The 25,050-nt window shown below is 48.7% G+C and carries 27 protein-coding genes and 1 tRNA gene; 19 read left to right on the top strand and 9 right to left on the bottom strand.

Features of this window, described 5'->3' with window-relative positions:
• Positions 1-48: 48 nt before the first annotated feature.
• On the top strand, positions 49-1,473 hold the full coding sequence (locus OSH01_RS01175; protein WP_266122222.1) for an FAD-binding oxidoreductase: 1,425 nt from the start codon (positions 49-51) through the stop codon (positions 1,471-1,473).
• A gap of 6 nt (positions 1,474-1,479) precedes the next feature.
• Positions 1,480-2,163: a phosphatase PAP2 family protein gene (locus tag OSH01_RS01170; RefSeq protein WP_266122221.1), complete on the top strand. Its 684-nt coding sequence runs from the start codon at positions 1,480-1,482 to the stop codon at positions 2,161-2,163.
• A 66-nt stretch (positions 2,164-2,229) separates the two neighbouring features.
• On the opposite strand, the gene mutM is transcribed toward OSH01_RS01170, so the two are convergent.
• Entirely contained in the window at positions 2,230-3,057 is an 828-nt protein-coding gene (mutM, locus tag OSH01_RS01165; protein ID WP_266122220.1) for a bifunctional DNA-formamidopyrimidine glycosylase/DNA-(apurinic or apyrimidinic site) lyase, read from the bottom strand.
• Positions 3,058-3,143: 86 nt separating this feature from the next.
• Between mutM and OSH01_RS01160 the strand changes: the two genes are divergently transcribed.
• The 9 genes from OSH01_RS01160 to ychF all read left to right on the top strand — a co-directional run bounded on the left by OSH01_RS01160 (position 3,144) and on the right by ychF (position 10,942).
• Positions 3,144-4,928, top strand: a complete 1,785-nt coding sequence (locus OSH01_RS01160) for a tetratricopeptide repeat protein (RefSeq protein ID WP_266122219.1) — start codon at positions 3,144-3,146, stop codon at positions 4,926-4,928.
• On the top strand, positions 4,925-5,512 hold the full coding sequence (locus OSH01_RS01155) for an outer membrane lipoprotein LolB (RefSeq protein ID WP_266122218.1): 588 nt from the start codon (positions 4,925-4,927) through the stop codon (positions 5,510-5,512). The genes OSH01_RS01160 and OSH01_RS01155 overlap by 4 nt, the downstream gene beginning before the upstream one ends.
• An 11-nt stretch (positions 5,513-5,523) precedes the next feature.
• Complete coding sequence (gene ispE / locus OSH01_RS01150; RefSeq protein WP_266122217.1) at positions 5,524-6,417, top strand: 4-(cytidine 5'-diphospho)-2-C-methyl-D-erythritol kinase; 894 nt, start codon at positions 5,524-5,526, stop codon at positions 6,415-6,417.
• An 8-nt stretch (positions 6,418-6,425) separates the two neighbouring features.
• A tRNA-Gln gene (locus OSH01_RS01145) sits at positions 6,426-6,502 on the top strand.
• Between the two features lie 108 nt (positions 6,503-6,610).
• Entirely contained in the window at positions 6,611-7,561 is a 951-nt protein-coding gene (locus OSH01_RS01140; RefSeq protein WP_266122834.1) for a ribose-phosphate pyrophosphokinase, read from the top strand.
• Positions 7,562-7,647: 86 nt separating this feature from the next.
• Complete coding sequence (locus OSH01_RS01135; RefSeq protein WP_266122216.1) at positions 7,648-8,262, top strand: 50S ribosomal protein L25/general stress protein Ctc; 615 nt, start codon at positions 7,648-7,650, stop codon at positions 8,260-8,262.
• A 120-nt stretch (positions 8,263-8,382) separates the two neighbouring features.
• Positions 8,383-8,979: an aminoacyl-tRNA hydrolase gene (pth, locus tag OSH01_RS01130; RefSeq protein ID WP_266122215.1), complete on the top strand. Its 597-nt coding sequence runs from the start codon at positions 8,383-8,385 to the stop codon at positions 8,977-8,979.
• Positions 8,972-9,793 (top strand): CPBP family intramembrane glutamic endopeptidase, encoded by an 822-nt coding sequence (locus OSH01_RS01125; protein ID WP_266122214.1) that lies wholly within the window; start codon positions 8,972-8,974, stop codon positions 9,791-9,793. The genes pth and OSH01_RS01125 overlap by 8 nt, the downstream gene beginning before the upstream one ends.
• A 57-nt stretch (positions 9,794-9,850) precedes the next feature.
• Positions 9,851-10,942 (top strand): redox-regulated ATPase YchF, encoded by a 1,092-nt coding sequence (ychF, locus tag OSH01_RS01120; protein ID WP_266122213.1) that lies wholly within the window; start codon positions 9,851-9,853, stop codon positions 10,940-10,942.
• Positions 10,943-10,997: 55 nt separating this feature from the next.
• On the opposite strand, the gene OSH01_RS01115 is transcribed toward ychF, so the two are convergent.
• On the bottom strand, positions 10,998-11,660 hold the full coding sequence (locus OSH01_RS01115) for a carbonic anhydrase (RefSeq protein ID WP_266122212.1): 663 nt from the start codon (positions 11,658-11,660) through the stop codon (positions 10,998-11,000).
• Between the two features lie 106 nt (positions 11,661-11,766).
• Between OSH01_RS01115 and cynR the strand changes: the two genes are divergently transcribed.
• Positions 11,767-12,648 carry a transcriptional regulator CynR gene (gene cynR / locus OSH01_RS01110; RefSeq protein ID WP_266122211.1) on the top strand — a complete coding sequence of 294 codons (882 nt, stop codon included), beginning with the start codon at positions 11,767-11,769 and terminating at the stop codon, positions 12,646-12,648.
• A gap of 17 nt (positions 12,649-12,665) precedes the next feature.
• On the opposite strand, the gene OSH01_RS01105 is transcribed toward cynR, so the two are convergent.
• The 3 genes from OSH01_RS01105 to OSH01_RS01095 all read right to left on the bottom strand — a co-directional run bounded on the left by OSH01_RS01105 (position 12,666) and on the right by OSH01_RS01095 (position 15,821).
• Complete coding sequence (locus tag OSH01_RS01105; RefSeq protein ID WP_266122210.1) at positions 12,666-13,976, bottom strand: glutathionylspermidine synthase family protein; 1,311 nt, start codon at positions 13,974-13,976, stop codon at positions 12,666-12,668.
• 4 nt (positions 13,977-13,980) lie between these two features.
• Positions 13,981-14,640 (bottom strand): hypothetical protein, encoded by a 660-nt coding sequence (locus OSH01_RS01100; protein WP_266122209.1) that lies wholly within the window; start codon positions 14,638-14,640, stop codon positions 13,981-13,983.
• A gap of 95 nt (positions 14,641-14,735) precedes the next feature.
• Entirely contained in the window at positions 14,736-15,821 is a 1,086-nt protein-coding gene (locus OSH01_RS01095) for a helix-turn-helix transcriptional regulator (protein ID WP_266122208.1), read from the bottom strand.
• A gap of 328 nt (positions 15,822-16,149) precedes the next feature.
• On the opposite strand from OSH01_RS01095, the gene OSH01_RS01090 reads away from it, so the two are divergent.
• Entirely contained in the window at positions 16,150-17,151 is a 1,002-nt protein-coding gene (locus tag OSH01_RS01090; protein WP_266122207.1) for a cytochrome-c peroxidase, read from the top strand.
• Positions 17,152-17,286: 135 nt separating this feature from the next.
• Complete coding sequence (gene serA / locus OSH01_RS01085; protein WP_266122206.1) at positions 17,287-18,486, top strand: phosphoglycerate dehydrogenase; 1,200 nt, start codon at positions 17,287-17,289, stop codon at positions 18,484-18,486.
• A 10-nt stretch (positions 18,487-18,496) separates the two neighbouring features.
• On the opposite strand, the gene OSH01_RS01080 is transcribed toward serA, so the two are convergent.
• Both OSH01_RS01080 and OSH01_RS01075 read right to left on the bottom strand, forming a co-directional pair.
• Entirely contained in the window at positions 18,497-18,946 is a 450-nt protein-coding gene (locus OSH01_RS01080; protein WP_266122205.1) for an RrF2 family transcriptional regulator, read from the bottom strand.
• A gap of 1 nt (position 18,947) precedes the next feature.
• Positions 18,948-19,355, bottom strand: coding sequence for a group III truncated hemoglobin (locus OSH01_RS01075; protein ID WP_266122204.1), 408 nt, complete (start codon positions 19,353-19,355; stop codon positions 18,948-18,950).
• Between the two features lie 273 nt (positions 19,356-19,628).
• On the opposite strand from OSH01_RS01075, the gene OSH01_RS01070 reads away from it, so the two are divergent.
• Both OSH01_RS01070 and OSH01_RS01065 read left to right on the top strand, forming a co-directional pair.
• Positions 19,629-20,597, top strand: a complete 969-nt coding sequence (locus OSH01_RS01070; RefSeq protein WP_266122203.1) for a glycosyltransferase family 2 protein — start codon at positions 19,629-19,631, stop codon at positions 20,595-20,597.
• A gap of 64 nt (positions 20,598-20,661) precedes the next feature.
• Positions 20,662-22,317 carry an ArnT family glycosyltransferase gene (locus tag OSH01_RS01065; protein WP_266122202.1) on the top strand — a complete coding sequence of 552 codons (1,656 nt, stop codon included), beginning with the start codon at positions 20,662-20,664 and terminating at the stop codon, positions 22,315-22,317.
• Here the strand turns inward: OSH01_RS01065 and OSH01_RS01060 are convergent.
• Positions 22,274-22,651 (bottom strand): GtrA family protein, encoded by a 378-nt coding sequence (locus OSH01_RS01060; protein WP_266122201.1) that lies wholly within the window; start codon positions 22,649-22,651, stop codon positions 22,274-22,276. The genes OSH01_RS01065 and OSH01_RS01060 overlap by 44 nt on opposite strands.
• Positions 22,652-22,674: 23 nt before the next feature.
• On the opposite strand from OSH01_RS01060, the gene OSH01_RS01055 reads away from it, so the two are divergent.
• Positions 22,675-23,475: a ChbG/HpnK family deacetylase gene (locus OSH01_RS01055; protein ID WP_266122200.1), complete on the top strand. Its 801-nt coding sequence runs from the start codon at positions 22,675-22,677 to the stop codon at positions 23,473-23,475.
• Positions 23,476-23,486: 11 nt separating this feature from the next.
• On the opposite strand, the gene OSH01_RS01050 is transcribed toward OSH01_RS01055, so the two are convergent.
• On the bottom strand, positions 23,487-24,083 hold the full coding sequence (locus OSH01_RS01050; RefSeq protein WP_266122199.1) for a GNAT family N-acetyltransferase: 597 nt from the start codon (positions 24,081-24,083) through the stop codon (positions 23,487-23,489).
• 48 nt (positions 24,084-24,131) lie between these two features.
• Here OSH01_RS01050 and OSH01_RS01045 point away from each other — a divergent pair, with 48 nt between their 5' ends.
• Together OSH01_RS01045 and OSH01_RS01040 are read left to right on the top strand one after the other, a co-directional pair.
• Positions 24,132-24,473: a TIGR01244 family sulfur transferase gene (locus OSH01_RS01045; protein WP_266122198.1), complete on the top strand. Its 342-nt coding sequence runs from the start codon at positions 24,132-24,134 to the stop codon at positions 24,471-24,473.
• Positions 24,474-24,562: 89 nt separating this feature from the next.
• Positions 24,563-25,024 carry a universal stress protein gene (locus OSH01_RS01040; RefSeq protein ID WP_266122197.1) on the top strand — a complete coding sequence of 154 codons (462 nt, stop codon included), beginning with the start codon at positions 24,563-24,565 and terminating at the stop codon, positions 25,022-25,024.
• Positions 25,025-25,050: the final 26 nt, after the last annotated feature.

Raw genomic sequence — 25,050 nt, 5'->3', positions numbered from 1 at the left:
CTGATTTACAATAGTTATACTTTGGTCATGACTTCCAAAAGGAGAGATATGTCCCAGCTTGAACATTTATATACCGTGCTTGGTCAGAATAATGTTTTGACCGGCCCAGCAATGAGCCCCTATCTAGAGGATTGGCGTGGTCGTTATACGGGAACAGCGTTAGCGGTGGTACGTCCAGGCTCCACTCAAGAGCTTGCACAAGTTGTGCGATGGTGTAATCAGCAGGCTGTACCTATCGTGCCACAAGGGGGTAATACGGGCTTGTGTGGTGGGGCGACGCCCGACAATAGCGGCAGGGCGATTGTGGTGTCACTGACGCGTTTGAATCAGATTCGTAGCATTGACACAGACAATGACACCATGGTGGTTGAAGCCGGTTGTATTTTGCACAGCGTGCAGCAGCAAGCCCGCCAAGCGGGACGTTTATTTCCCTTGAGCCTTGCGGCTGAGGGAAGTTGCACTATCGGTGGAAATTTGGCGACCAATGCCGGTGGCACGCAAGTTTTGCGTTACGGCAATATGCGTGATCTATGTTTGGGTCTAGAGGTAGTGACTGCCGAAGGCGAAGTATTACATGGTTTGCAAGGGCTACGTAAAGATAATACGGGTTACGATTTGCGAAACCTGTACATAGGTTCCGAAGGCACGTTAGGTATTATTACGGCTGCCACACTGAAGTTGTATCCCTTGCCTAAGGCCACCTGCACGGCTTTGCTGGCATTGGACTCCATACCGTCCGCAGTTCAGGTTTTGAATATTGCTCGTAATGGCTTAGGCGCTGCCTTAACGGGCTTTGAACTGATTGCGAATAACTGTTTGCAAGCGGTGACCCATTGTTATCCGGACCAGCGCCTGCCGTTCCAAGGGGAGTCGTCGCGCTTGCCTTGGTTTGCTTTGCTTGAATTGTCAGATAGTGAGAGCATGGAGCATGCCCGAGAGCAGTTTGAAGCCGTGATTGCAGAAGCCTTAGAGTTGGGCGTAGTCCAAGACGCTGTCATTGCAGAAAGCTTGGCCCAAAGTCAGGCGTTGTGGCACCTACGTGAAAGCATCCCCTTAGCGGAAAAAGCATACGGAAAAAGTATTAAACACGATATTTCTATCCCGGTGTCACGAATCGCCGAGTTCGTACAAGAAACAAATACTGCCTTGCAAGCTCAATTCCCTGGCGTAGAGCATATTATTTTTGGTCATTTAGGTGATGGTAATTTACATTACAACTTGGCCAAAGGAAGCGCGTTCAGCGAAGATGAACTCTTAGCACTGCAGCCACAGGTTTATCACATCGTTCACGGTAACGTGCATCGGTTTGCGGGGTCTATCAGCGCTGAGCATGGCGTGGGGCAATTAAAGCGTAATCTGTTGCCTTTATATAAAGATCCGGTGCAGTTGGCGCTGATGCAACGCATTAAAAAAGCGTTAGACCCTAACGCGATTATGAATCCGGGCAAAGTCTTACCCGACACAAGTCAATAGTAGTGTATGAACGTTCGGCCTCTTTTTAAGTACAGTATTGTTATTTTTTTATTAATGGCTGTGTTGGCTCGCATAACACAGCAGTCAGAGACAGATATCGCACTTAGCCAGTTGTTTTTTGACTCCAGTACAGCCACTTTTCCTTACCAGTATCAAACAGGGCTAGACTTTTTCGGAACCAAGCTGGTTTGGTGGATACCTTTTGGTGGCGCGGTGCTCATGGCTTGGAAGGCTTGGAGTTGTCAGCGTGGATCACAAGACCAATGGGCTTGGTTAGCAGGGGCTGTTTTATTGGGCAGCGGCCCATTACTGGCCGGAGTCCTCAAGCATTTAACGGCTATGCCTAGGCCGATTCATGCAGAGATCTTTGCGGGCGCGCAGGCTATGCCTACTTATTTTTGGACTAAAAGCTTACAGGCGGCAGGCAATGCATTGCCAAGCGCCCACGCATCGGCTGGTTTTGTTTTGATCGCCTTGTTTTTTGTTGGTAGCTTAACGAACAACCGACGTTTGATGTGGGGGGGCCTAGGGATAGGTCTGTTGGCGGGAGGAGTGTTTGGTTTGATGCGAATTGTTCAAGGCTACCACTTTCTTAGCCAAGTGTTATGGTCATGCTCTGTAATTGGCCTATACGCCTGCCTCATTTTCTCGTTAGCCGATTGGGGGCATCGCAAGTACGTGCAACACTGATGTATCCAGCGATAGCGTGGTGCTATGCCGGATAGGTTTGATATTGTTTGGCAAGGGGGCGCAGACTTAGCGCCGCTGACAGCTAGAGCAATAATAGGTGGAGCGTTGACCTTGCGTCATACGTTTGATTGGCCGCAGGCAGCGATGACAAGCCTGACCTTCACGTTCATACACATGAGCATGTAATTCAAAGTAAGCGCCAGGCCCTCCGCTTGCATTCACATAATCTCGTAAGGTGCTGCCTCCTGCTTCTAAGGCTGCCTTTAATGTTTGTAAAATAGCTGCATGTAGTTTGTGGGCCCTATGCTTAGAGATCGCCGCCCCAGGTAGTTCGGGGTGTATACCTGCCAGAAAAAGTGACTCGCAAGCATAAATATTACCCACTCCCACCACAATTTTCCCCGCTAGTAGTATTTGTTTAATAGCTTGCTGACGTCCTTGTAAATGGGTATAAAGGTAAGCAGGTGTAAAATCAGGGTGGAAGGGTTCTATTCCTAAATGGGCCAATAAAGGGTGCGCGTTAATCGGCCCGTGGCGATTGTCATGCCATAATATGGCACCGAAGCGTCGCGGGTCATGCAGTAGGAAACGAGCCTTAGCAAAGATCCATTCAGCGTGGTCGTGTTTGCGTCTAGGCTCATTTAACGGCACGCTGCGCAACGAGCCTGACATCCCCAGATGAATAATCTGGGTGCCGTGCTCAAAGTGAATCAGTAAATATTTTCCTCGTCTATCACAGGCTATTACCCGTCGATTTCGCACGAGCGTGTTGATCTCGTCAGGCACTGGCCAACGTAGGCGTTTTTCATGGATGCGAAACTCCTGTAGGATTTCGCTTGTCATTAACGTCGCAATTCCGCGACGTGTTGTTTCAACTTCTGGCAGTTCAGGCATAGTAGGGTGCTACCATCATCAAATCCGATAGTCTTATTTTGCCATCTGATGCTCAGATTTGTGCACGGCGGACCTGGTTTACCTGGATGAATTTTTTTATCTCCCCTATTACATTAGCAGGCTCTTTATTATTGGCGGCGGCCGCTCCTGCACAAGGACTGTCTGACGGCGGTGCTATGGCCACGCCAGAATACACCGAGCATGTAGAGTTACGTGCCGGACAACTGCCTCTGGTGACGCTGACTCCCGATGTCTTGTATCGTGTCTTGCTCGGAGAAATTGCTGCCAATCGTAACGACTACGAAGCGGCTAGCCAAATATTTCTAAGTTTGGCCGTAGACACCAGCGACCCGCGATTTGCTCAATACGCGTTCCAGTACTCGATGGCGGATAGAAACTTAACCCGTGCTTTGCGTTCCGCACAGCAATGGGCATTACTGGCTCCTCAGGATCCAGAAGCTAAAGCTACCGCCTTGGCGCTAGAGGCCTCTAATGGTCAAACTGAAGGTTTGGCCGAAGCCTTGTGGATACGCATCGACAAAGCCCAAGATAAAGAGCAAGCGATTATTCAAGCCATGAGCATCGTCAGTAAAATGATAGATCGTCATTTGGCACTTGAGGTCTTGGATCAAGCATTAAAGCCCAGTGTGCGCAATATTTCTGTGGCGCATCTGGTGTTAGCTGATGTGGCTTGGAATGCGGAAGATGAAGGGCGGGCCTATGAAGAGTCGTTACTTGCTCTTGATTTGGAGCCTGACTCTGAACTGGCGATTCAGCGTGTGCTCGAATATGGCATGGTAGTGGACGCACACTCGGCGCTGGATCGAGTGCGTGCTTACCTGAAAAATAATCCCGATAGTCGTAATGTGCAGTTGCTATTAGCTAGCCGCCTCGTTGAGCGCCGTCAGTTTGATGAGGCCTTGCAATTGGTACACCAATTGCAGAAACGTGCCCCAGAGGATTTCGATCTGCTGTACACAGAGGCTGAAATTCAAAGTCGAGCCGGCCACTATGCCGAGGCACGGCAACTGTTGGAAAACTATATCCAAGTACAAAGCCAACGACGTCAAACTGTCAGTGATCAAGTCAGCACGGCTTTGGCAAGTATTTCTGAGGCCCGTTTATCGTTAGTACATATTGCTGAGGCCGAGAATAATTTAGATGAAGCAATACGCCAACTGGATTTAATTGAAGAAAGTGGCTTGCGTTTCCAAGCCCAGGTTCATAAGGCGGTTTTACAAGCCCGTAAAGGTGATTTGGCCGCTGCACGACGCACTCTCGAGCTATCGCGCCCGGATACTCGTGGAGATCATGTCGTGGTGGCCTTAACGTACGCATCCATTTATCAGCAAGGTGGGCGTACTGATCAAGCGGTGACTGTATTAGAGCGTGCAGATAGTGAGCTGCCAGATAGCCCAGAGGTATTATATCAATTGGGTATGTTGTACGAGCGTCAGGGGCGCACCCAAGATTTTGAACGCTTGATGCAGCAAGTTATCGATTTGCGTCCTGATGATGCGAATGCATTTAATGCACTAGGCTACACCTACGCAGATCAAAACCGTCGTCTGGATGAAGCTCAGGACTTACTCGAGAGAGCAATGGAAATAGAACCGCACAATCCATATATATTGGACAGTGTAGGCTGGTATCTATACCGCGTAGGCGACTATCAAGCCGCCTTGGAATATTTGCAACGCTCCTACGAAAAGCTTCCAGAGGCCGATGTGGCAGCACATTTGGGTGAAGTCTTGTGGGCCAAAGGGCGCAAGCAAGATGCCATTAATATATTTCGAGCGGCACTCAACAAAGATCCTGATAGCGAAGTGCTGCATGAAACCTTGCGTCGACTAGAGTTAAGCTTGCCATGATTAAAGCAATGCGTGGGGCAGCTATAGGCTTATCGTTACTTCTTGTGTTGCAGGGCTGTAGCGGCCTGCCTGCTAACAGGGATGGCGCGGCTGTTAGCCCCGTTCGGCAATCTCACCTAGAGCGTTCCGGGCGGTTTGCGCTTAGTGTCACTCATAGCAGCAACCAGCAAGAAGCTGTACAAGGTGGCTTTATCTGGCAGGAAGCAAATGGGCGTTTGCAGTTAGACCTGCGCAGCCCTATGGGTAGTACCTTAGCGCGAGTGTATGCCGAGCCTAGCCGAGCAGTGCTGGAATATAGCGATGGCCGTCAAGAAGTCGCCGCTTCGCCCGATGCTTTGGTCGAGCTTGTTTTAGGAAGCCCAGTGCCTGTTTCTGGGTTACGTGATTGGATGCAGGGCATTACCGATGACGCTGTGGCTGTTTCCGCACAACGCTACGATGAGCAAGGTCGTTTAAGTCAATTTGAGCAAGCAGGTTGGCGGGTGAGTTTGCAACGCTATGACGAGCTAGGCCCCAAATTATTGCAATTAAATCGTCATGAAGCCTCACGCTCAATTAGTGTGCGTTTGGTAATCGATAACTAAAGCGCGTAATTATGGTTTTGTATGATGTGCCAGCACCGGCCAAAATAAATTTGTTTTTGCATGTTACAGGGAGACGAGCTGACGGCTATCATCTGTTGCAAACGGCTTTTCGCTTTATAGATGTGCAAGACTATTTAAGTTTTGATCTTCGTAGTGACGGCCAGATTGTTCGGGAGCAAGAAACCTTAGCAGGATTAACGGCCGAGAACGACTTAATCATGCGCGCGGCGCATGCACTTCAGCAGGCAACAGGGTGCTCGCTTGGAGTGCAGATACATTGCCAAAAAAACATCCCAGCGGGGGCTGGTCTTGGGGGGGGCTCTAGTGATGCGGCAACCACATTGCTAGCCTTAAACCGTTTATGGTCGCTAGGTTTGCGACGTGATCAACTCATGGCAATAGGCATGCAGTTAGGGGCCGATGTCCCCGTGTTTATATTTGGACAGGCTGCTTTTGCCCAAGGGATAGGAGAGTTGTTAGAGCCTATACAGGTGCCGTCGCATCACTATGTCTTGATTAAACCACCGCAACACATTTCCACCGGTGATGTTTTTCAACATAAAAGCTTGACACGGGATGAGGGGCGAGTTAAAGTTACTGACTTTACTACTTGGCAAGCAAATAACACGGCTTACTTTGGTAAAAATAACCTGGAAACGCTTGTTAGCCAGATGTATCCTGAAATTGCTAGTTTAAAAAATCACTTGCATGTTTTAGGAATCAATGCTAGAATGACAGGCTCAGGCTCATGTTTTTTTGCCGAGGTTCCAAGCAAGCATGAGGCGCTGCTTACAAAGCAGCAAATTAGTAGTAAAATATCGCAGGTCGCGGATACGGCAGGTCTTATAGAACAAACATGGGTTTGTTCTGGTTTGCAAGATCACCCTTTGCGATATTGGATATGACAAGTTTTTGGGGAATCGCCAAGCTGGTTAAGGCACTGGATTTTGATTCCAGCATGCGAAGGTTCGAATCCTTCTTCCCCAGCCAAATATGCAGGCTTTATCCTGCACCACGTAAAGCTGTTGAGTCGTCGCCTTATTGGGGTTTCGATCAACAGCTTTGCTTTTCATGCTTCAAAATCTATCTCCATTCATCATGGCACAAGACCGATTCATGATCTTCACCGGGACAGCTAATCCTCGTTTAGCTGTTGATGTTGTCAACCACCTTGACATGTCGCTCGGGAAGATGACTGTGGGTCGCTTCTCCGATGGAGAAGTTATGGTAGAAATTAACGAGAACGTGCGTGGACGCGACGTTTTTGTTTTGCAGCCTACCTGCGCTCCCACAAACGATAATTTAATGGAAATCATGGTCATGGTGGATGCGCTGCGTCGAGCATCTGCTGGCCGGATTACCGCCGCTATTCCCTATTTTGGTTATGCACGCCAAGATCGTCGTCCACGCTCTGCGCGTGTGTCGATCTCTGCTAAGGTTGTGGCTAATATGCTGCAAGTAGCAGGCGTAGATCGCGTCATGATGATGGATCTACACGCTGATCAAATCCAAGGCTTTTTCGACATCCCTGTCGATAATATCTACGCTTCCCCTATTTTATTAGGCGATATTTGGCGTTGCAATTACCAAGACCTAGTCGTGGTGTCGCCCGATATCGGTGGTGTGGTGCGCGCCAGGGCTTTAGCTAAGCAACTCGAAGCCGACCTTGCCATTATTGATAAGCGTCGCCCGCGTGCCAACGTGTCCGAGGTGATGAATATTATCGGTGATGTTAACGGCCGTACGTGCATCATCATGGATGATATGGTCGACACCGCCGGTACCTTATGCAAGGCGGCCGAAGCACTGAAAGAGCGTGGCGCGGGCGCAGTTTATGCTTACTGTACTCACCCTGTGTTATCCGGTGAGGCAGTAGAACGTATTAGCAACTCACAACTTAACGAGCTTGTCGTTACCGACACAATACCGTTATCGGCTAAAGCTCGTGAGTGCACGAAAATTCGCCAGTTATCTTGTGCCGCCTTATTAGGTGAGACCATCTTGCGAATTTCTAATGCCGAGTCAGTGAGCTCATTGTTTATTGATTAAATTACCGCGCTGCTGCTGGTCGCGGCAAAAGCGCATTGTGCTAGGTTAACTAGCTTTTTGGGGTTTTCCCCTTATTGGAGTTTTTCATGAAATTCACAGCTACTACGCGTGATGTACAAGGTACGAGTGCGAGCCGCCGCCTGCGTCGCGCTGGCCGTGTACCTGCCATTGTATATGGTGGTAACGCTGAGCCTACCGTTATCTCTCTAGATCACAACCAGATTTTCCACGATTTACGTAAAGAAGCTTTCCACGCTTCTATTCTAAACATGGATTTGGACGGTAAAGTTGAAAGCGTATTGTTGCGTGCTGTTCAATGGCACCCATACAAGCCTCTCGTATTGCACGTTGACTTCCAGCGTGTTGTTGCCAGCCAGGCTTTGACCACTAAAGTTCCTCTGAACTTTATCAATGGTGATTTGTCCCCAGCGGTTAAGTTGCACGGTCAAGTTATTAGCCACGTTCTAACTGAGCTGGAAATCACTTGCTTACCTGCAGATTTGCCCGTAAACATCCAGGTAGACCTAGGCGCACTAGATGCGAATGCTAACTTGCACCTAGACGCTATCAGTATGCCTGCTGGTGTTCAGTACGCTGGTAACGAAGAGAACCCATTGCTGGCAGCTGCTCTGCCTGTAGGCGGTGGCTCTGCTGGCGCTGAGGAAGGTGATGGTGCTGAAGGCGAAGAAAGCGCCGAGTAATACGGCCTTACAAGCTCTATTATTACTATAGGGCTTGGCGAATAACCCCTGACCGCTTATGCTGGCAGGGGTTTTCTTTTTTTGGGTGGTGTGAGCTGCCCATTATGAGTCATTACAAACATGTCTGTACCTATACGACTTATCATCGGTCTGGGAAATCCAGGGCCAGAGTACGAAGCAACGCGTCATAACGCAGGTTTTTGGTTGGCGGATCATATCGCCGACGACCTCCATGGACGATTCACCCTTGAAAAGGGATTTTTCGCGGAGGTAGCGAAAGTACGCTTCGAGGGGGAAGTATTGCTGATTGCAAAGCCCAGTACTTTTATGAATCGCTCAGGACAAGCGGCTGGTGCCTTAACCCGCTTTTTTAAGCTGACACCAGAGCAAGTGTTGGTATTGCATGATGAGCTGGATCTATTACCGGGGCAGGTTAAGCTAAAACAGGGTGGGGGGCATGCTGGCCATAATGGATTGCGTGATATTCAGTCCGCACTAGGTAGTCCTAATTTCTGGCGCTTGCGTTTAGGCATAGGTCACCCGCGCTCCTTAGGCTTAGCGCAGCAAGTTGCCGCATTCGTACTAAGTGCTCCAAGGCAAACGGAGATAGATCAAATATCACTCGTAATAGACCGTTGCCGAATTGCCTTGCCTGCCTTATTGCAAGGGGATATGACCAAAGCGAATCGGCAATTGCGCGAGCCCGTGAATGAGTAAACGGCCCTCTGGTTTAAGGCTTAGTGTGAAGGCAGAGGTTAAAGACTTTTTTGCCTTTGTACGCGCCCCAAGCTTTTCACCGCGTTTACCCGCAAAACGTGCGGGTGACGGCTGGTTGATCGACTGGTTTGGACCATTGCCCGTCGGGCGGCTAGTCCTATGGGCAGTCTTACTCTGGTTGGTGAATTTATTCGTGTTGGCGCCTATTGCTATGGCAGCAGTTGGAGCGGGCGGGGCTCAGCATCGTTTGAATTTGACCTACTTACCGTGGATTCAGATTGTGTTTTGGGCGCCGCTGATCGAAGAAATGGTATTTCGTTATGGTTTGCGTCGACCAAGCCAATTATTTTTGCTTTTACCTATCAGCATAGGATGCCTATTTATAGGCCCTGAATGGTATATACAGCTTCTTTTGGCTCTGAGCTTGTATTTGTTGATTAGCCGTAGCGCCTGGAGCGCTAGCGAGCGTCTCCCTCGGGATGCCAGTGTTGCTGCCTTCTGCTGGGCTTTAGTGCGCGGCGCCCCGTGGCGCTGGGCTAGCTACAAACGCTATAAACGTTGTTTTCCCTGGATATTCTATGGTGCGACCCTAGCTTTTGCGGCCTTACATTTATACAATTTCAAATTGAATCAGGCTCCCTGGTATTTGTTGCCCTTATTTGTACTACCCCAGGCCGTGACCGGCTTGGTGTTAGGATGGGTACGCATACGCCGTGGAATAGGGGCCGCCATCTTTTTACATGCTATTTTTAATGCAGGTCCCTTATTAGTGCTGATCACATTGCTTAGGCTGGCGCCAGATCTGACGACTTAAGGCTGACAAGGCTACAATAGCGACATTAATGATAACTGACTGAATTTTAGGATACACATGGCTCTGCAATGCGGCATCGTTGGCTTGCCCAACGTTGGTAAATCCACTCTGTTCAACGCTTTGACCAAGGCCGGCATTGCTGCCGAGAACTACCCATTTTGCACAATTGAACCCAACGTGGGCGTGGTTGAAGTACCCGATCCTCGTTTGGCCGCCTTAGCGCAGATCGTTAATCCCGAGCGAGTATTGCCTGCTGTAGTGGAGTTCGTGGATATTGCCGGTCTGGTAGCAGGGGCGTCACAAGGCGAAGGGCTAGGGAATCAGTTTCTGGCAAACATTCGTGAAACGGATGCCATCGTACATGTGGTGCGTTGTTTTGCTGATGATAACGTGGTGCACGTTGCCGGTAAAGTTGATCCATTAGCTGATATTGAAATTATCAACACCGAGCTTGCTTTGGCCGATTTGTCGATTGTTGAAAAAGCCGTACAGCGTAATCAAAAATTGGCTCGATCTGGTGACAAAGAAGCGGCTAAGCTAGTGACTTTGTTAGAACGTATCCAGCAAGCGCTGGGGCAAGGTAAGTCCGTGCGTTCTTTGCAGTTAGACGCCGAAGAGCTACTGCTTATTAAGTCGTACGGATTTATCACTGCTAAACCTACTATGTACGTGGCTAACGTGAAAGAGGACGGCTTTACTAACAATCCCCACCTAGAAACTGTGCAACAGTACGCAGCAGCAGATGGAGCACCTGTAGTCGCCGCATGTGCCGCGATAGAGGCCGAAATTGCTGAGTTGGACGATGACGATAAAGTCGAGTTTTTGTCTGATTTAGGAATGGAGGAACCTGGCCTAAATCGAGTTATTCGCGCCGCATACCATCTTTTAGGGTTACAAACCTACTTTACAGCAGGGGTAAAAGAGGTACGCGCCTGGACGATAAAAGTCGGTGATACGGCTCCTCAAGCAGCCGGAGTCATACACACCGATTTTGAGCGTGGTTTTATTCGTGCTCAAACCATCGCGTATGACGATTTCATTAGCTACAAAGGTGAGCAAGGCGCTAAAGAAGCCGGCAAAATGCGCGCCGAGGGTAAAGAATACATTGTTAAAGACGGCGATGTGCTGAACTTCTTGTTTAACGTTTAAGTAATAGTTTCCCTGGCAGGTAAGTTTGCTGGCTCTTTCAGCCAAGCTTGCCTGTTTAGTTAGCCGCCTTCTGTCGCATGATAGGGGCGGCGCAGGTGTCGGGATTCTCCGCTAGTGATACAAACTGCATGCTCGCGCCGTCGTAGGCTTGTATGCTACCCGTACCAATATCATATACCCATCCATGTATGGTCAGTGTCCCGTCTGATAGGCCTAAGCGTACAGAGGGGTGCGTTTGTATATTAGCGAGCTGCGCGATCACGTTTTCTCTCACCATAGAGGCGACACGATCTTCTTCACTATTATGTTCACGTGATTCGTTAACCAAGCGGGCTGAATCGGCGTAGCGTAACCAGTGCTCTACCGCAGGCAGGTGGTCTAAGCATTGACAACTGGCAATGGCTCGCATCGCACCGCAATCAGAGTGGCCACAGATCACAATGTCTTTGACTTTTAAAGCAGCGACGGCGTACTCCACAGAGGCGGTAACACCGCCAGGCTCAGGTCCATAAGACGGCACAATATTACCTGCATTGCGAATCACAAATAAATCGCCAGGCTCACGTTGTGTAACCAGTTCAGGTACTAAGCGGCTATCTGAACAAGAAATAAAAAGGGCTCGAGGCTGTTGTTGGGTGGCTAAGTTTCGAAAAAGATGGGCTCGTTTGGGATAAGCCTCACGTTGAAACTTGAGAAAGCCTTCAATAATGTCCTTCATTTCGTATCCTTCAGACTACCTGTTTAATTATGAGTAGCTTACTCTTGCTGATCCATAAGGTAAAATACTCATTTGTGATAGTTTTGATTGGTTTTTCTTATACTTGATGCTGCTCAGACACTTACACTACTTCCAAGCCGTTGCCCAATACAATAGTTTTACCCGTGCGGCGAAGGCCTTGCATGTTTCTCAACCTGCTTTATCACAGCAAATACGCCAGCTTGAGGAGCACTTGGGGGCTCAACTATTTGATCGACAGGGACGCACTGTGCGCCTAACGGATGCTGGTGAAGTGTATTTGCGCTACGCTCGGCAGGCCTTGCAAGACCTAGAGGCGGGGCGTAGGGCTTTGCATGACGTGAGCGACTTAAGCCGAGGTTCGCTACGCATTGCGGTTGCACCAACATTTGCATCGTATCTACTCGGTCCTTTAGTGGAGGCTTTTTATCGTCGCTACCCTAACGTGACCCTTACTATTCAAGAAATGCTCCAAGAAAGAGTGGAGACGCAACTGCTCGAAGATGAGCTCGACATCGGTATTGCATTTGATCGTCCTACGTCCAATGCGGTGCAATTTAGGCCACTGCTCGTGGAGACCTTAGCCTTGGTGGTAAATCGCACGCATGCTCTGGCCGAGCGTAAGACTATTGACCGTAGCGCGCTTGAGCAGGAGTCCTTAGTGTTACTCACACGTGAGTTTGCGACACGCAGACAAATTGATCGTTATTGCCATGAGCATGACTTAGCATTACACGTGCAAATGGAATCTAACTCGTTAAATGCAATTACCGAAGTGGTTCGGCGTACGGGTTTAAGTACCTTATTACCGGCTGCAATTGCAGCCAATAATGAGTATTTACTGGCGCTTAATCTAGAGCCTGCGGCACCTCAGCGCAGCGCTATTTTAATGCAACGTAAAGGGGCTTATCAGTCTGCCGCTATGAGTGCGTTTATAGAGTTGGCCCTTAAGCATGGTGCGGCATCCTGACAGGGTGAAGAGTTAGGTCAGGGCGCTTCTTGGAGTAAATGAGCGATAAATCGCTCATTTTTTAAATCTAATACCGCCCCATCGAACTCCCGAAAGCAAAGTGTGCAAACTTTTTGTCCAGCCAGCCAACCGCCGACAATAAAGTTATTGCGTCCAGTAACTTGGTACGGAGGCAGATAAGCTTGATAAACCATGCTTTCGCCCTGATACTGGCCACCTGTTTGTAGGGTAATGGCGTCTTGTTGGTGGATGGTTATGTTTTGACTTAATCTGCCTATCGCGGGCTTAGCAACGTAATCTTGACCCGTTTGCAAGAAGTAATCAGGGCTTAGCTCGGTGCGCAAGTGCGGTAAGTGCTGCCACCGCTCGCGAAAGCCACTATCGTTGTCCATTAAGTGGCTAACCCAGGCTAACAGGCCTTTGTGGGACATAAACCAACGCCAAGCGGGCTCAAGAAATTGCACATTTTGTTGCCAGCTAGGCCAGTGAGCCAGTATGTCTCGGCCAGAGACCCACATTTCCTCCCACGGCAGCATCATGAAAATAACATCGGGGCGCGCTTGTACGCCATCAATAGTAAAAGGCTGCTCGAGCTCTAAGACAGAGTGGTTTAAACCTTCGAGTGTGGTGAAATAGACCTGCGCTTCTACTGACTCAAATAGTTGAGCAATGGTTTCAGTGGTTGACGCGTCTTCTATAAAAGACACATCGCAAACCACAGCAATATTTTTACCTTGATAGGCAGCGAAGTTCTCTTGGGCATGGAGCCACCAGTCGTTGGCTTGCTGTTCTTGTTTGCCTAACGAAGTCGCGATGAGGTTTTGCAGATTAACCGACTCAAACAGCATGACGGGGGTGTCGCCGTTGAACTCATAGATGCCAGCTAATTTGCCGCTATGCGGCTCGACGACAGCATCGAAGCGTCCATATATAGTGCTACTAGCCATGGTGTACGGTGTTTGACGAAAAAACTCATGACGAGCGTATTCATAAAACTGTACAAAGGATGGGTCTGCACTGGCTTTACAGGTGAACCACTGGCGCGCTGATTGTATATCTAGTTTTAGTATCTGGCGTAATGCCGCCAATAACATGGCGTAGTATTCGGTCATCTGTGCCATCAGATTATCGGCACAGGCCTCTGTAATGCCGTACATGGGCAACTGTTGTTGATGCTCTATGAAGAACTTAAGCCAGTCTTGTACATCAGTGTGTAACTGCTCTTGATGTGTATAGAAAGCATGTACGTAGGGGAGCTCGTCGGCGATAACTTGCGCAGCACTTAGCGCGCTTAACTTTTCTTGGATAGGAAAGATGCTGTCGCTCATGGGCTTAACCGCCGCTGCTGTAGCTGCCTGAACGCGTGCCAGAGCCAGAAAACGAGCCTCCGCGAGAGCTGCCTAGATTACGCGATGGTGAGGACAAAGAGCGTGCCATGGAAGATTGGCGCTGTTTGTTGGAGACCGAGGAGGTGTAAGCGTTGTTGCTCATCGTGCGTTGGCGTTGATGAGCCTCGCGTGAGGCCGTAACTGACTTGCCTGCGCTACGCGAGAACATATTGCTGACCATATAGGCCGCTAGGAGGCCACCCAGCATAGGCATAAGCATGGAGCCAGCACTAGCGGAAGGGGAGTCTTGAAGTTGCTGATCGGTTTGATTTAACAGCTTTTCAACATCTGCCGGATCCGCTTGCCAGGTTTCTACATCGCCGTTAGGCAGATTGCGCGCCACGGTGATGGTGCGCTCACCATTATCACCTAGGCTGAAATACAACTCAGAGATAGAAGGGTCGAGTTTTTGCAGCTCGGGCAGCGCAGCAGCCAACATTTCTTTTTCTTGGTTGAGTTGGTCGAGTGTGGCTTTGGCGGCTTCTTTGTTGATGAGCTCTTGGTCAACATTGCTAAAATCATCAGGTGCTTGATTACAAGCGGCGACGCTGATAGACGCGATGGCAGCGGCGAACAAAAGTGGGGTGGGGCGTTGGCGGCTCAAAGCAATATCCTTCAAGGTAAGTCCTCAAGCACTCACTATAGCCTTGGCAGTAGGATGCAATCAAGCGCTTAAGCCCTTACTGGTGGATGACATCGCTATAGAGAGGCGACTAAGCGTTGGAGTTCACTTTGCCGACTACAGTCGGTTTTTTTGAAAATTGAAGCCAAGTGTTTACGTGCGGTTTCTGGGGCAATATTGAGAACTTCCGCGACATCTTTCAGTGTTAAGCCGGCCACAACGTAATGACAAATCTGGGCCTCAGTAGGGGTAAGCATAAAAAACTCACGTAATACCTCGGCGCTGGGGACTTCAAACACGCTGCGGCATTCTAGTCGTAACAGCAGCAGTTGGCGAAAACCGTAACTGTAGCGTTCAGGGGCAACTGAAATGTGGAGGCGATACGAGCGACCCCAATCATCGGGTATGAGTAATAGTTCAGTTAATCCTGTTTTCAGGACCGAGGTCATGCTGGACTGTAGACGTTCCTGCCAGGTTTGAAGGCGGTGGCACAGCTGTTGTTGATGGATGTGTAAGGAGCCGCCGTGATTCAGTTGTTCGAAACTGCGTTTACTATCTTGCAATAGCTTACCGGCTTCATTGACGACTAACCAGCAGTGCGTTTGGGGCTGTAGCAACGTAGCGATGTGATGGAGTTCTGTTTGAGAACGCTTCGAGTAACTGGAGAAAGCCTGATGAATAGAAAAAAATAGGCTTTTTTCCCGTAAGGTGATATCTGCGGTTTGCTGCAAGATTTGTTCGCGTAAAAAGCTGATGGACACGACATAACGCGAGTCGCTATAGATGACAAACCCTTGTAGATCTTGTACTCCATGAGGATGTAAAAAATCGAAGACAAACTCGTGATCGTCGACTTCGTGTTGACTGACCACCTTATTAGTGATGAAGCGAGTACCAGCGGGAGTATGGCTAAGCTTTCGTGCCAGGCAGTCGCGGTCAGCATAGTATGTGTTGTAGGCGGCTAAGGCAGTTTCAGGTACATCCACAAACTCTGCGGCAATCACTTCACGGCTATGCTTATCGCGCCAAAGAATACAGGCCGAGTCGGCATGCATAAGCTTAGCCGCATGCGCGGCTGCCTCCCGCCACGTTGCGACGCCTTCGCCTGCGGCAACCATAGTATCGTTCGCGGAATGTATAGCGGCTGTAGTGCTAGGACCCATGAAGGCACTCCAATGCATAAGGTGGTGAACTAGTGCGTTGCCTAGAAGGAATGTAACATTTTTTCAGTGTTGCAAGAATAATAATAATTTTTTCGTCTGGGTGCGCATGCTGTAGTACAGAGGACGGTATCTTTGTTGCTTAGGGCGCACAGAAGTTTCGCTGAGAATTGCGCATAATACAGTCGCTAAAGCGGCATTTCTTTGTCTTGTATCAAATGGTGTAACAAAATTAAACGCTACTATAACCTTGTTGCTAATAGGGTTACCCCATTGCCCCTGCTAGTGCACTTGCCTCACTCTGCGGTTATTTGTTTCACAAGGAAATGCTATGAAAGCCCGCCTGCTTACTCTGATTCTTAGCTCTACTTCGTTGTTGGTCTCTGCTCAAGCGTGGGCCCAGCGCAATGAGCCAGTACAAGTCATCCCGCCTGTTCAGGTTGATAACCCCGCCATGGTAGAGCTGGGTAAAAAGCTTTTTTTTGAACCTAGACTATCGCGTTCTGGTTTTATCTCGTGTAATTCCTGCCACAACTTAAGCATGGGGGGAACCGACAACATCAAGACTTCTATCGGTGATCGTTGGCAGGAAGGCCCTATTAACTCACCTACCGTCTTGAACTCCAGCCTGAACGTGGCCCAGTTTTGGGACGGGCGGGCAGCAGACTTACGAGAGCAGGCGGGCGGGCCTATCGCCAATCCTAAAGAAATGGCGTTTACGCACGAGTTGGCTTTAGAGTTTTTGTCTTCTGTGCCTGAGTATAAGGCAGAGTTTAAGCAGGTTTTTGGCACGCCAAGCATTGGTATTGATCAGGTGACTGAGGCAATCGCTGCGTTTGAAGAAACCTTAGTGACCCCTGATGCGCGTTTTGATTTATGGTTAAAGGGCGACGATAAAGCCATAACCGACCAAGAGCTCGCGGGTTATCAGCTCTTTAAAACTAGTGGCTGCGTGGCGTGCCACAATGGACCAAACTTAGGCGGCAGTTCATTTCAGAAGATGGGTTTAATAGAGCCCTACGTGACGGATAATCCAGCGGAAGGTCGGGTAGCGGTCACCGGTAAAGACGCTGATCGTTTTAATTTTAAAGTTCCAACCTTACGGAACGTTGAGCTTACCTATCCGTACTTCCATGACGGGGCCGTCGATACCTTAGGGGAAGCAGTCGATATCATGGGACGTCTACAGTTAGGGAAAAAGTTTAGCGCTGAGGAAAACGCTCAAATTGTTGCGTTTCTAAAAACCTTAACAGGTAAGCAGCCTGAAATTGTTTTGCCGATTTTACCTGCTTCGCGTGATGACACTCCGCGTCCAGTTCCTTTCGGCTCATAAATAGTTGATGTAGCCCCTTGCTTAGGTAAGGGGCTTTTTTTTAGGGGCTAGCCCTACAGGCTTTCGGACTCTACAGCGGGAAAGAAAAAAAAATAGTACCATTTATAGACTAATTGATTTTTCTGGAATTCGCCCATGAGCCGTATTGTCTTGTTTGAAAACATCAATCCTAGCGCACAAGAGGTTTTTGCTGCGGCTGGTTACACCGATATTCAGACTTATCCTGCTGCATTAACAGGCCAGTCCTTATTTGACGCCGTAAAAGGGGCAAGTATTATCGGGATACGTTCACGCACTCAGTTTGATGCCAGCGTGCTCGCTCAGTCCGATTGCTTACGGGTATTGGGATGTTTTTGTATTGGGACAAACCAGGTCGACTTAGATGCCTTATCACTGGCAGGCGTTCCCGTTTTTAATGCGCCCTTTTCTAACACCCGCTCTGTGGCAGAATTAGTGTTAGCAGAAGCTATTTTGCTGTTGCGCCGCATTCCAGAAAAAAATGCCCGAGTACATGAGGGGTATTGGGATAAGTCAGCGGAAGGCGCTTACGAGGCGCGCGGGAAAACTCTGGGCATTATTGGATATGGAAATATTGGCTCTCAGGTAGGCACTTTAGCCGAGCTGTTGGGAATGCGAGTGCTATTTCATGATGTGGAGTCAAAACTACCGTTAAGCAACGCTCAGGTTTGCCCAGACTTGCAACGCATGCTGGCTGAAGCTGATGTGGTGACTTTGCATGTGCCCGGAGGCACTGCTACGGATAATATTATTAATGCAGCGGCCTTAGCAGCCATGAAAAAAGGGGCGATTCTGATTAATGCCTCCCGAGGCAGTGTGGTGGATATCGACGCTTTGCATGCAGCATTGGCGTCGGGTCATCTTGCAGGGGCCGCTCTGGATGTATTCCCTGTTGAACCTAAGGGAGTCAATGAGCCTTTGCAAAGCCCTTTGCGCGGGTTGAGTAATGTCATTTTGACGCCCCACATTGGCGGTAGCACCCAAGAATCGCAAGCCAATATTGGTCGGGAAGTTGCCGAGAAGTTGGTGAGTTTTGCTAAGTATGGCGCCACTAAGGGGGCGGTGAATTTTCCCGAAATTTCGTACGCGGCGAGCTCAACACAAGTACGTTTGTTGCATGTGCACAAAAATATGCCAGGGGCGGTGAGCGCCTTGAATAAGCGATTGGCTGATCTTGGTCTTAATATAGTCAGTCAGCAGCTTCAAACGCAAGGCGAGTTGGGTTATGTCTTAATTGACATTGATAGGCTGCCAGATGAGGCAACTCTAGAAAGCATACGTTCCGATCCTGCCACAATACGTTGCGACTTGTTGTAAGCAAGAGTTTTTACTGCTTAGGTAGTAAAAACACGCTTTGTTCCCCCATTGCTGACTGACAGCGTGGGGGGAGTAGATCTGCCAGAGTGTATTGATCCAGATGCTGTAAAAAATGCTGTAAGGCTTGATTTAAAATACCTGTTAAGCGGCATTGCCCACTGAGTACGCATTGAGTTTGCGTACCCAAGCACTCGACCACGGCTAAGTCACTTTCCATATAACGTATTAATTTACCCAGATTAATGTGTGTGCTGGGCTTGGCTAACTTCATTCCGCCATTTTTTCCTCGTTGGGTAATTATCCACTCTCCTTTAGCGAGTAAATGGGTAATTTTCATTAGATGCGCTTCAGATATGCCATGATAACTGGCGACTTCTGCAATGGTACAAAGTCGCTCCGGATGTTGATCAAGGTACATCATCAAGCGCATGGAATAATCGGTCAGGCTAGTAAGGCGCATATTAGGGTAGGGTCAGATCACTGGCGACTTTGATGGGATTATGGTGGAACTGATAGTTCATCCAAAAGCTGCGTGCAATACGTTGTGCATACTGCAACGCTTGCTCTCCCATGGCAAGATTTTCTCGTTCGGCACAGGTTTGTTTAAATAAGCGTAACCACTGCTCAAAGTGAGCAGCCTCTAAATGGTCTAAGCGCATATGCTTGGCCATAGGAGAGCCTTGATAGCTGGCTGTTTTTAATAATAATGAAGACCAAAAGCGTTCCATGATGCCTAGATGTTCGTCCCAGTTATGAATGTGGGCCGAGAAAATAGGCCCGAGCATCTCGTCAAGGCGGATGTGGTCGTAAAAGTCCGAAACCAAAGATTTGATTTCAGCTTCAGTGCAAAGAGGAGGCGCTGCGTCCATCGTACTTTTCTCGCTTAAAGGTATATTTAAAATAGATCTTATTGGGTATAGTGCTGGAGGTCAAGTAGCGGGAACTGTGGAACGGATGGAGGTACTAACTGGCACGGGGCGATGGGGGTGACTATACTATTGCATAAAACAACGTATATTTCACGGCGCAGCGCTACAATTTGTTAATTGTTGTTCCGGAGCAGCGTAAGACTCATTCAATATTAGAGCTTTCGCCCAACTGACCTTAAAACTCGATTTGTATTAGTGGACATTTGCCTAAGCATGCGACATGCCTCAACGTTAACTTGTATTGTGCCTGGACTTAATGAAGCCGAAAATATTCCATTGCTTTTGCCAGTGCTGGTGCAAGAGTTACGCAAGTTAAAGTTGGCGTTTGAAATCATCATTGTGGATGATGGGAGTACGGACAACACCGAGACCGTCACAAAGCAATTGCTGCAACACTATCCCGAATTGGTTTATATACAACTGTCACGTAACTTTGGTAAAGAAGCGGCCTTAACGGCTGGCTTACAGGCCAGCCAGGGCGATGTGGTGGTGTGCTTAGATGCTGACATGCAACACCCCCCTAGTTTAATTCCTGAAATGCTGCATATGTGGCAAGGGGGATTGGACATGGTTTATGCCGTGCGTGCGAGTCGCGATGATGAGGGCTGGGGCAAACGCATCGGTACCGCCTTGTTTTATAAGCTGATGCGCACTTCTAACGGCTTGCGCGTTCCCCGTGATGCGGGTGACTTCCGTTTATTGGACCGCAATGTCGTTCAAGCGTTACTGGCTCTACCCGAACGCAGCCGTTTCATGAAAGGCTTATTTGCCTGGGTGGGCTTTCAGTCTGGTCCTATCTACTACACACCCGCCGAACGCGCACATGGTGTCAGTCGTTTTAAGCCAGGTAAGTTGTTACGTTTTGCGGTGGATGGGCTCACTGCTTTTACGACTTGGCCATTGCGTTTAGTCAGTTTGCTGGGCACTTTGCTCGCCTTGCTCTCGTTTTCTTACGGTTTATTTGTGCTGTTGAAGTACTTTGTGTACGGCGAGCAGGTACGTGGATGGGTTTCATTGATTACGGTTGTACTCTTTTTCTCAGGGGTTAATCTCATGTCCTTGGGAATAGTTGGTGAGTATATTGCTAGTATTTTTGTGGAAGTCAAAGACCGTCCGTTGTATCTGGTACGACAGCGCACCGGTAAAGGTTTGCCCGACTCCCAATCGCCCAAATCCGAATAAAACATCAATCTGCAGGCCGTTCTGCTGCAGAGTCAACTAAAGTCTAGCTCCCCCTCCTTTCTTCATGTCAAGAGTCCGTGTTGTTGCGTACTTAAAACGCCATTTTACGTCTTGGCCTAGCCTATTGTTAACGCCGTGGGCATGGCGTTTCAGTGAGTTTTTAGGAGCTCAATCGAGCCTGGTTATTATGGTATTGATGCTAGGGTGGTATGTGCCCACCCTAGGACTGTATCCTTTACTTATCCCCGATGAAGGCCGCTATGTCGGCGTGGCCTGGTACATGATACAAAGTGGTGACTTCTGGGTACCTAGATTGGACGGTCTGCCTTACTTTCATAAGCCTCCCTTGTTTTATTGGCTAACAGCTTGTTCATTAAAGTTATTTGGACACAACGCATTAGCTGCCCGGCTTGTCTCAGCCTTATTTGCTAGCTTATTGGTTGCTGGCATGCACGCTTTCTGTAAAAAGTACCAGTCTTTAAAATTGGCGGGAATACAGACCTTATTTCTTGCAGTCACTCCTTTTTTGTTTGGAGGAGCTCATTACGCCAATTTGGATATGACGATAGGGGCATTGTTGGTGCTGACAGTCTTGGCGGCTGCACATAGTGTTTTTTCTTACGAAGCAGGTCAAGCTTATAAACGTTCTTTGTGCTTGGCGTATGCGCTGCTAGGCATGGGGTTTTTAGCAAAAGGTTTAATTGGTATTGTTTTACCTGCAGGAGTAATGTTTTTTTGGTTAGTTGGGCGCACGCGTTGGGATAGCCTAGCGCGTTTACTTTATTGGCCAGGCATTGCTCTTTTAGTTGTCATAGCCTTGCCCTGGATGCTTTCTATGCAAAGTTATTATTCAGGCTTTTTCGACTATTACATTGTTTATCAGCACTTTCATCGTTTCTTAGAAAGTAGCTTTAATAACGTTAATCCATTTTGGTTTTATTGGTTGGTGTTGCCAGTGGCTTGCCTTCCGTTTTCGGGTCTGTTGGGCCTACGCTTGTGCGCATGCCGGCAGGCGTCTACGGTGGGTAGTGTACAAGGGCTGATGCTTACGCTGTTATTAACGGTTGTAGTGTTCTTCTCGCTCCCTAGCTCCAAGCTGATAGGGTATGTTTTACCAGCAGTAGCGCCTTTTATTTATTTTATGGCCGAGGGGTACCTGCTCTGGGTCCAACGCAATAGTGCAGCAAAAGCACAGCGTAGTTTAAATATATTGACCCTGATTGGAATCGGCGTGTGCGGCACTGCTGTGGCAGGAGTGATATTGATGCCACCGTCTACTAGCCGGATGGTAGCGAGTGTTATTGCTGCCGCACGGCAACCGTCTGATCAGCTTGTTTATTTAGATTTATATCGTTTTGATTTAAATTACTACTTAGCGGATAAAATGCCAACTGTCGCGGTAGGAAGTTGGTCTGAGCTTGGCCGACAGCGTGTCGATACGTGGCGACAAGAGTTGTATGATGCCGCCCAGTTCGAGCCTAACAATATGAACATGCAGCTCATAGAAGAGTCAGACTTTGTGACGCGTCTATGTCAGGCTGGGCAGGCCAGTAATAATTATTGGTTGCTCAGCAGTCCTGACCATGTACAGGGGCTTTCTTGGTTGGAGCCGCTAAAACCCAGTTACCAAGATAAACGTCTGGTTTTATACCATGTTGCCAGAGAGCAGATTCAGGCTATTTGTGCGCAAAGGCCCACACTCGACTTAAAACAAAGGTGACAAAAGCCATCGCTACTAATACCACGGCGAGCAGATACTGATAGGAAAGCGAGCTGTAATGTAGCAAGACAGCATAGGCACTTTCATTGACTCCAAAGCCTAATGCAGACACTAGGAAAAAACGCCGCAGCGCGGTAAGAAATGGAATGCTATGCTGGGTGAACGTTAAGGTATAGTGGCCGCCGAACGAGACGGTGAAAGCAGCCAGCCAGCCTATCAGGTTGGCCCATAGGGGAGGCACGTGCGCATGACTGACCAGCAATACAACAGCGCCCCAATGAACGCCAGCCGCTAAAGAGCCAATTAAAATGAAGAAAAATAGCTGTCGTGGCATGTTATGTAAGGATAAAGATGGGCATGCGAAAAGTAATTAGTATTTGTGCTGACGATTTCGGTCAAGATCAAGCAATCGATAGCAGTATTGTAGAGTTGTTAGCCAGTAAAAGATTGAGTGGTACGTCTTGTTTAGTGGATGGCCGCTCGTTCCAAGTGTCGGTGCCAAGCCTACGCCAAGCTCCAGGTCAAAAGGGGCTGCATCTGAATTTTACGGAACGCCTGAGCGACTCCTCTCAAGCTATTTGGCCACTAAAAAAACTCATCGTGCTCGCCTATCTACGGTGCTTGCCCATAGAAAAAATAAAGGCTAGTATCGCGCACCAATTAGACTTATTTGAACGGCATATGCAACAAGTGCCGGATTATATTGACGGCCACCAACATGTGCACCAACTGCCGCAAATACGCGAGCTTCTGTTAGCGCAAATAGAGCAACGCTATGCCGCGAATCCGCCTTGGTTACGCTATACCGGTGCAGAACGCATCAATACACCAGAAGGGCGCAGTAAAGCCACAGTTAAGCCGCGTATCATCGCCGCCTTAGGGGCAACTGAACTGGCTCGTTTGGCGATCGCTAAACGCGTCACCATGAATGCAGCCTTTACCGGAGTCTATGATTTTTCTGGTGGGCGTGAGGCTTATGCTCAGTGGGTGCAGTATTGGTTAAGCTTAATGCAGCATGGTGACACGATGATGTGTCATCCAGCGACACAGAGTGTCGAGGGCGATGTCTTAGGGGCGCAACGGGTAGCCGAATATGAGGTGCTGAAAAGCGCACAGATGCGGCAGTGGTTAGCGCAGCATGAGTTAACCTTGGCGTAGAGCAACTGAATTCAATCCTCAGGTGTGGGTGGTGTGCTATTGCCAGCCCCTAAAGCGCGTTGCATAAAGACTACGTCTATCCATTGTTGAAATTTATAGCCTGTGGCTACTTGGGTGCCTGCGTGAACAAAGCCTAATGCTCTATGCAAACCGATGGACTCATGTTTGTCATGACCAGCAATCACCGCTATCATTTGGCGCCACGGGCCCTGTTCGCAACGTACTAGCAGCTCTTTTAGCAGGGCCTTACCCAAGCCCTTGCCAATTTGGCCGCGAGCCAAGTAGATCGAGTCTTCTAGAGTGAAGCGGTAAGCCGCTCGAGAGCGGTAAAGACCCGCATAGGCATAGCCTACGATTTGTTCATTCAACACCGCGACCAAGTAAGGCAGCCCTGCTTGCTGTATGTCATCGTAGCGGTGTCGCATCTCTGTTATCGATGGTGGGACTTCTTCAAACGTAGCGGTGCTATGCAGCACGTGGTACGCATAGATAGCTTGAATTTGTTCGAAATCTTCGGCTTGTACGTCACGTATCAGCATGGTTTCAGAGGTGAAGTTAGCAGAAAGGGAGTGTGGATAAGTTACTTGCATCGTCGTGCTACTGGTCATACTATTTTTCCTTTACCACTGTAGTGTAATTGCGAATTTGGAGTTGTTATGTCTATCCCCTACAAGTCTTTGTCTGAAAACTTTGCTGTGTCGCCTCAGTTGACGGCTGAAGATATGCAAGCGGTTGCTGCCGCCGGTTTTAAAAGCGTTATTATTAATCGTCCTGATTTTGAAGGCGGGGCCGAACAGCCTTTAGCAGCAGATGTCATGGCTGCCGCTGAGGCGGTGGGTTTACAGGCGTGTTATCAGCCGGTAGCAGGCAATGCAATTACTGCAGCAGATGTGAATAATTTTGCTGATCTACTCGAAACCCTGCCTCAACCCGTGCTAGCCTATTGCCGCAGTGGTAATCGCTGCTCTATTTTGTATCACGCTACTCAAACTAACTGATGTTAATCAAAGGTGATGTGAAACGGGCTTGGTTTCTCACCACTCAGACGTTAAGCTGTCTATAGTCTATTTCAAAGGGGGTATTGCATATGTTTAAGAAGATTTTAATCCCTACCGATGGTTCGGTATTATCCGCTCAAGCAGCCAACAAGGGCGTTACATTTGCCCGTCAAATAGGTGCTGAAATTGTTGCTCTACACGTTACGCAGCCCTTTGCTGCTACTGTTGGCTTCGATGGTATGGCTGCCGCGTACGCCATCACCGATGAGGACTACGACAAAACAGCGCGCGAGCAATCAGAAAAATATCTGCGTCAAGTACTCGACCGTGCTGAAACCGCGGGCGTCAAAGCAATAGGCAAATCTGTTTCTAATTTCAACGTGGCCGATGGCGTGGTTCAGGCGGCAGACGAAGAAGGCTGCGACTTGATTTTTATTGGTAGTCATGGCCGTAGTGGCTTGTCGCGCTTATTGCTAGGAAGCGTCACAATTAAAGTCCTTAACATGGCTAAAAACACCGTGTTGGTCTATCGCGTTAAAGAAAACGACTAAGCATTGGTAGGTGAAAAAGCGGCTCT

It is taken from the genome of Alcaligenes endophyticus, from assembly GCF_026344035.1.
In the GTDB taxonomy this organism is placed as follows: Bacteria; Pseudomonadota; Gammaproteobacteria; order Burkholderiales; family Burkholderiaceae_B; genus Alcaligenes; species Alcaligenes endophyticus.
The sequence above is the reverse complement of the archived record's forward strand: the minus strand, read 5'-3'. Positions and strand labels throughout refer to the sequence as shown.

Coding starts and splice junctions, on each gene's coding strand:
- OSH01_RS01065 (WP_266122202.1), top strand. CDS start 20,662: ATGTCAAGAGTCCGTGTTGTTGCGTACTTAAAACGCCATTTTACGTCT.
- OSH01_RS01125 (WP_266122214.1), top strand. CDS start 8,972: ATGAGTAAACGGCCCTCTGGTTTAAGGCTTAGTGTGAAGGCAGAGGTT.
- cynR (WP_266122211.1), top strand. CDS start 11,767: ATGCTGCTCAGACACTTACACTACTTCCAAGCCGTTGCCCAATACAAT.
- OSH01_RS01105 (WP_266122210.1), bottom strand. CDS start 13,976: ATGAGCGACAGCATCTTTCCTATCCAAGAAAAGTTAAGCGCGCTAAGT.
- OSH01_RS01135 (WP_266122216.1), top strand. CDS start 7,648: ATGAAATTCACAGCTACTACGCGTGATGTACAAGGTACGAGTGCGAGC.
- OSH01_RS01080 (WP_266122205.1), bottom strand. CDS start 18,946: ATGCGCCTTACTAGCCTGACCGATTATTCCATGCGCTTGATGATGTAC.
- OSH01_RS01115 (WP_266122212.1), bottom strand. CDS start 11,660: ATGAAGGACATTATTGAAGGCTTTCTCAAGTTTCAACGTGAGGCTTAT.
- mutM (WP_266122220.1), bottom strand. CDS start 3,057: ATGCCTGAACTGCCAGAAGTTGAAACAACACGTCGCGGAATTGCGACG.
- OSH01_RS01050 (WP_266122199.1), bottom strand. CDS start 24,083: ATGACCAGTAGCACGACGATGCAAGTAACTTATCCACACTCCCTTTCT.
- OSH01_RS01055 (WP_266122200.1), top strand. CDS start 22,675: ATGCGAAAAGTAATTAGTATTTGTGCTGACGATTTCGGTCAAGATCAA.
- OSH01_RS01175 (WP_266122222.1), top strand. CDS start 49: ATGTCCCAGCTTGAACATTTATATACCGTGCTTGGTCAGAATAATGTT.
- OSH01_RS01170 (WP_266122221.1), top strand. CDS start 1,480: ATGAACGTTCGGCCTCTTTTTAAGTACAGTATTGTTATTTTTTTATTA.
- OSH01_RS01090 (WP_266122207.1), top strand. CDS start 16,150: ATGAAAGCCCGCCTGCTTACTCTGATTCTTAGCTCTACTTCGTTGTTG.
- ychF (WP_266122213.1), top strand. CDS start 9,851: ATGGCTCTGCAATGCGGCATCGTTGGCTTGCCCAACGTTGGTAAATCC.
- OSH01_RS01070 (WP_266122203.1), top strand. CDS start 19,629: ATGCGACATGCCTCAACGTTAACTTGTATTGTGCCTGGACTTAATGAA.
- OSH01_RS01160 (WP_266122219.1), top strand. CDS start 3,144: ATGAATTTTTTTATCTCCCCTATTACATTAGCAGGCTCTTTATTATTG.
- OSH01_RS01075 (WP_266122204.1), bottom strand. CDS start 19,355: ATGGACGCAGCGCCTCCTCTTTGCACTGAAGCTGAAATCAAATCTTTG.
- OSH01_RS01155 (WP_266122218.1), top strand. CDS start 4,925: ATGATTAAAGCAATGCGTGGGGCAGCTATAGGCTTATCGTTACTTCTT.
- OSH01_RS01045 (WP_266122198.1), top strand. CDS start 24,132: ATGTCTATCCCCTACAAGTCTTTGTCTGAAAACTTTGCTGTGTCGCCT.
- pth (WP_266122215.1), top strand. CDS start 8,383: ATGTCTGTACCTATACGACTTATCATCGGTCTGGGAAATCCAGGGCCA.
- OSH01_RS01095 (WP_266122208.1), bottom strand. CDS start 15,821: ATGGGTCCTAGCACTACAGCCGCTATACATTCCGCGAACGATACTATG.
- ispE (WP_266122217.1), top strand. CDS start 5,524: ATGGTTTTGTATGATGTGCCAGCACCGGCCAAAATAAATTTGTTTTTG.
- OSH01_RS01060 (WP_266122201.1), bottom strand. CDS start 22,651: ATGCCACGACAGCTATTTTTCTTCATTTTAATTGGCTCTTTAGCGGCT.
- serA (WP_266122206.1), top strand. CDS start 17,287: ATGAGCCGTATTGTCTTGTTTGAAAACATCAATCCTAGCGCACAAGAG.
- OSH01_RS01040 (WP_266122197.1), top strand. CDS start 24,563: ATGTTTAAGAAGATTTTAATCCCTACCGATGGTTCGGTATTATCCGCT.
- OSH01_RS01140 (WP_266122834.1), top strand. CDS start 6,611: ATGGCACAAGACCGATTCATGATCTTCACCGGGACAGCTAATCCTCGT.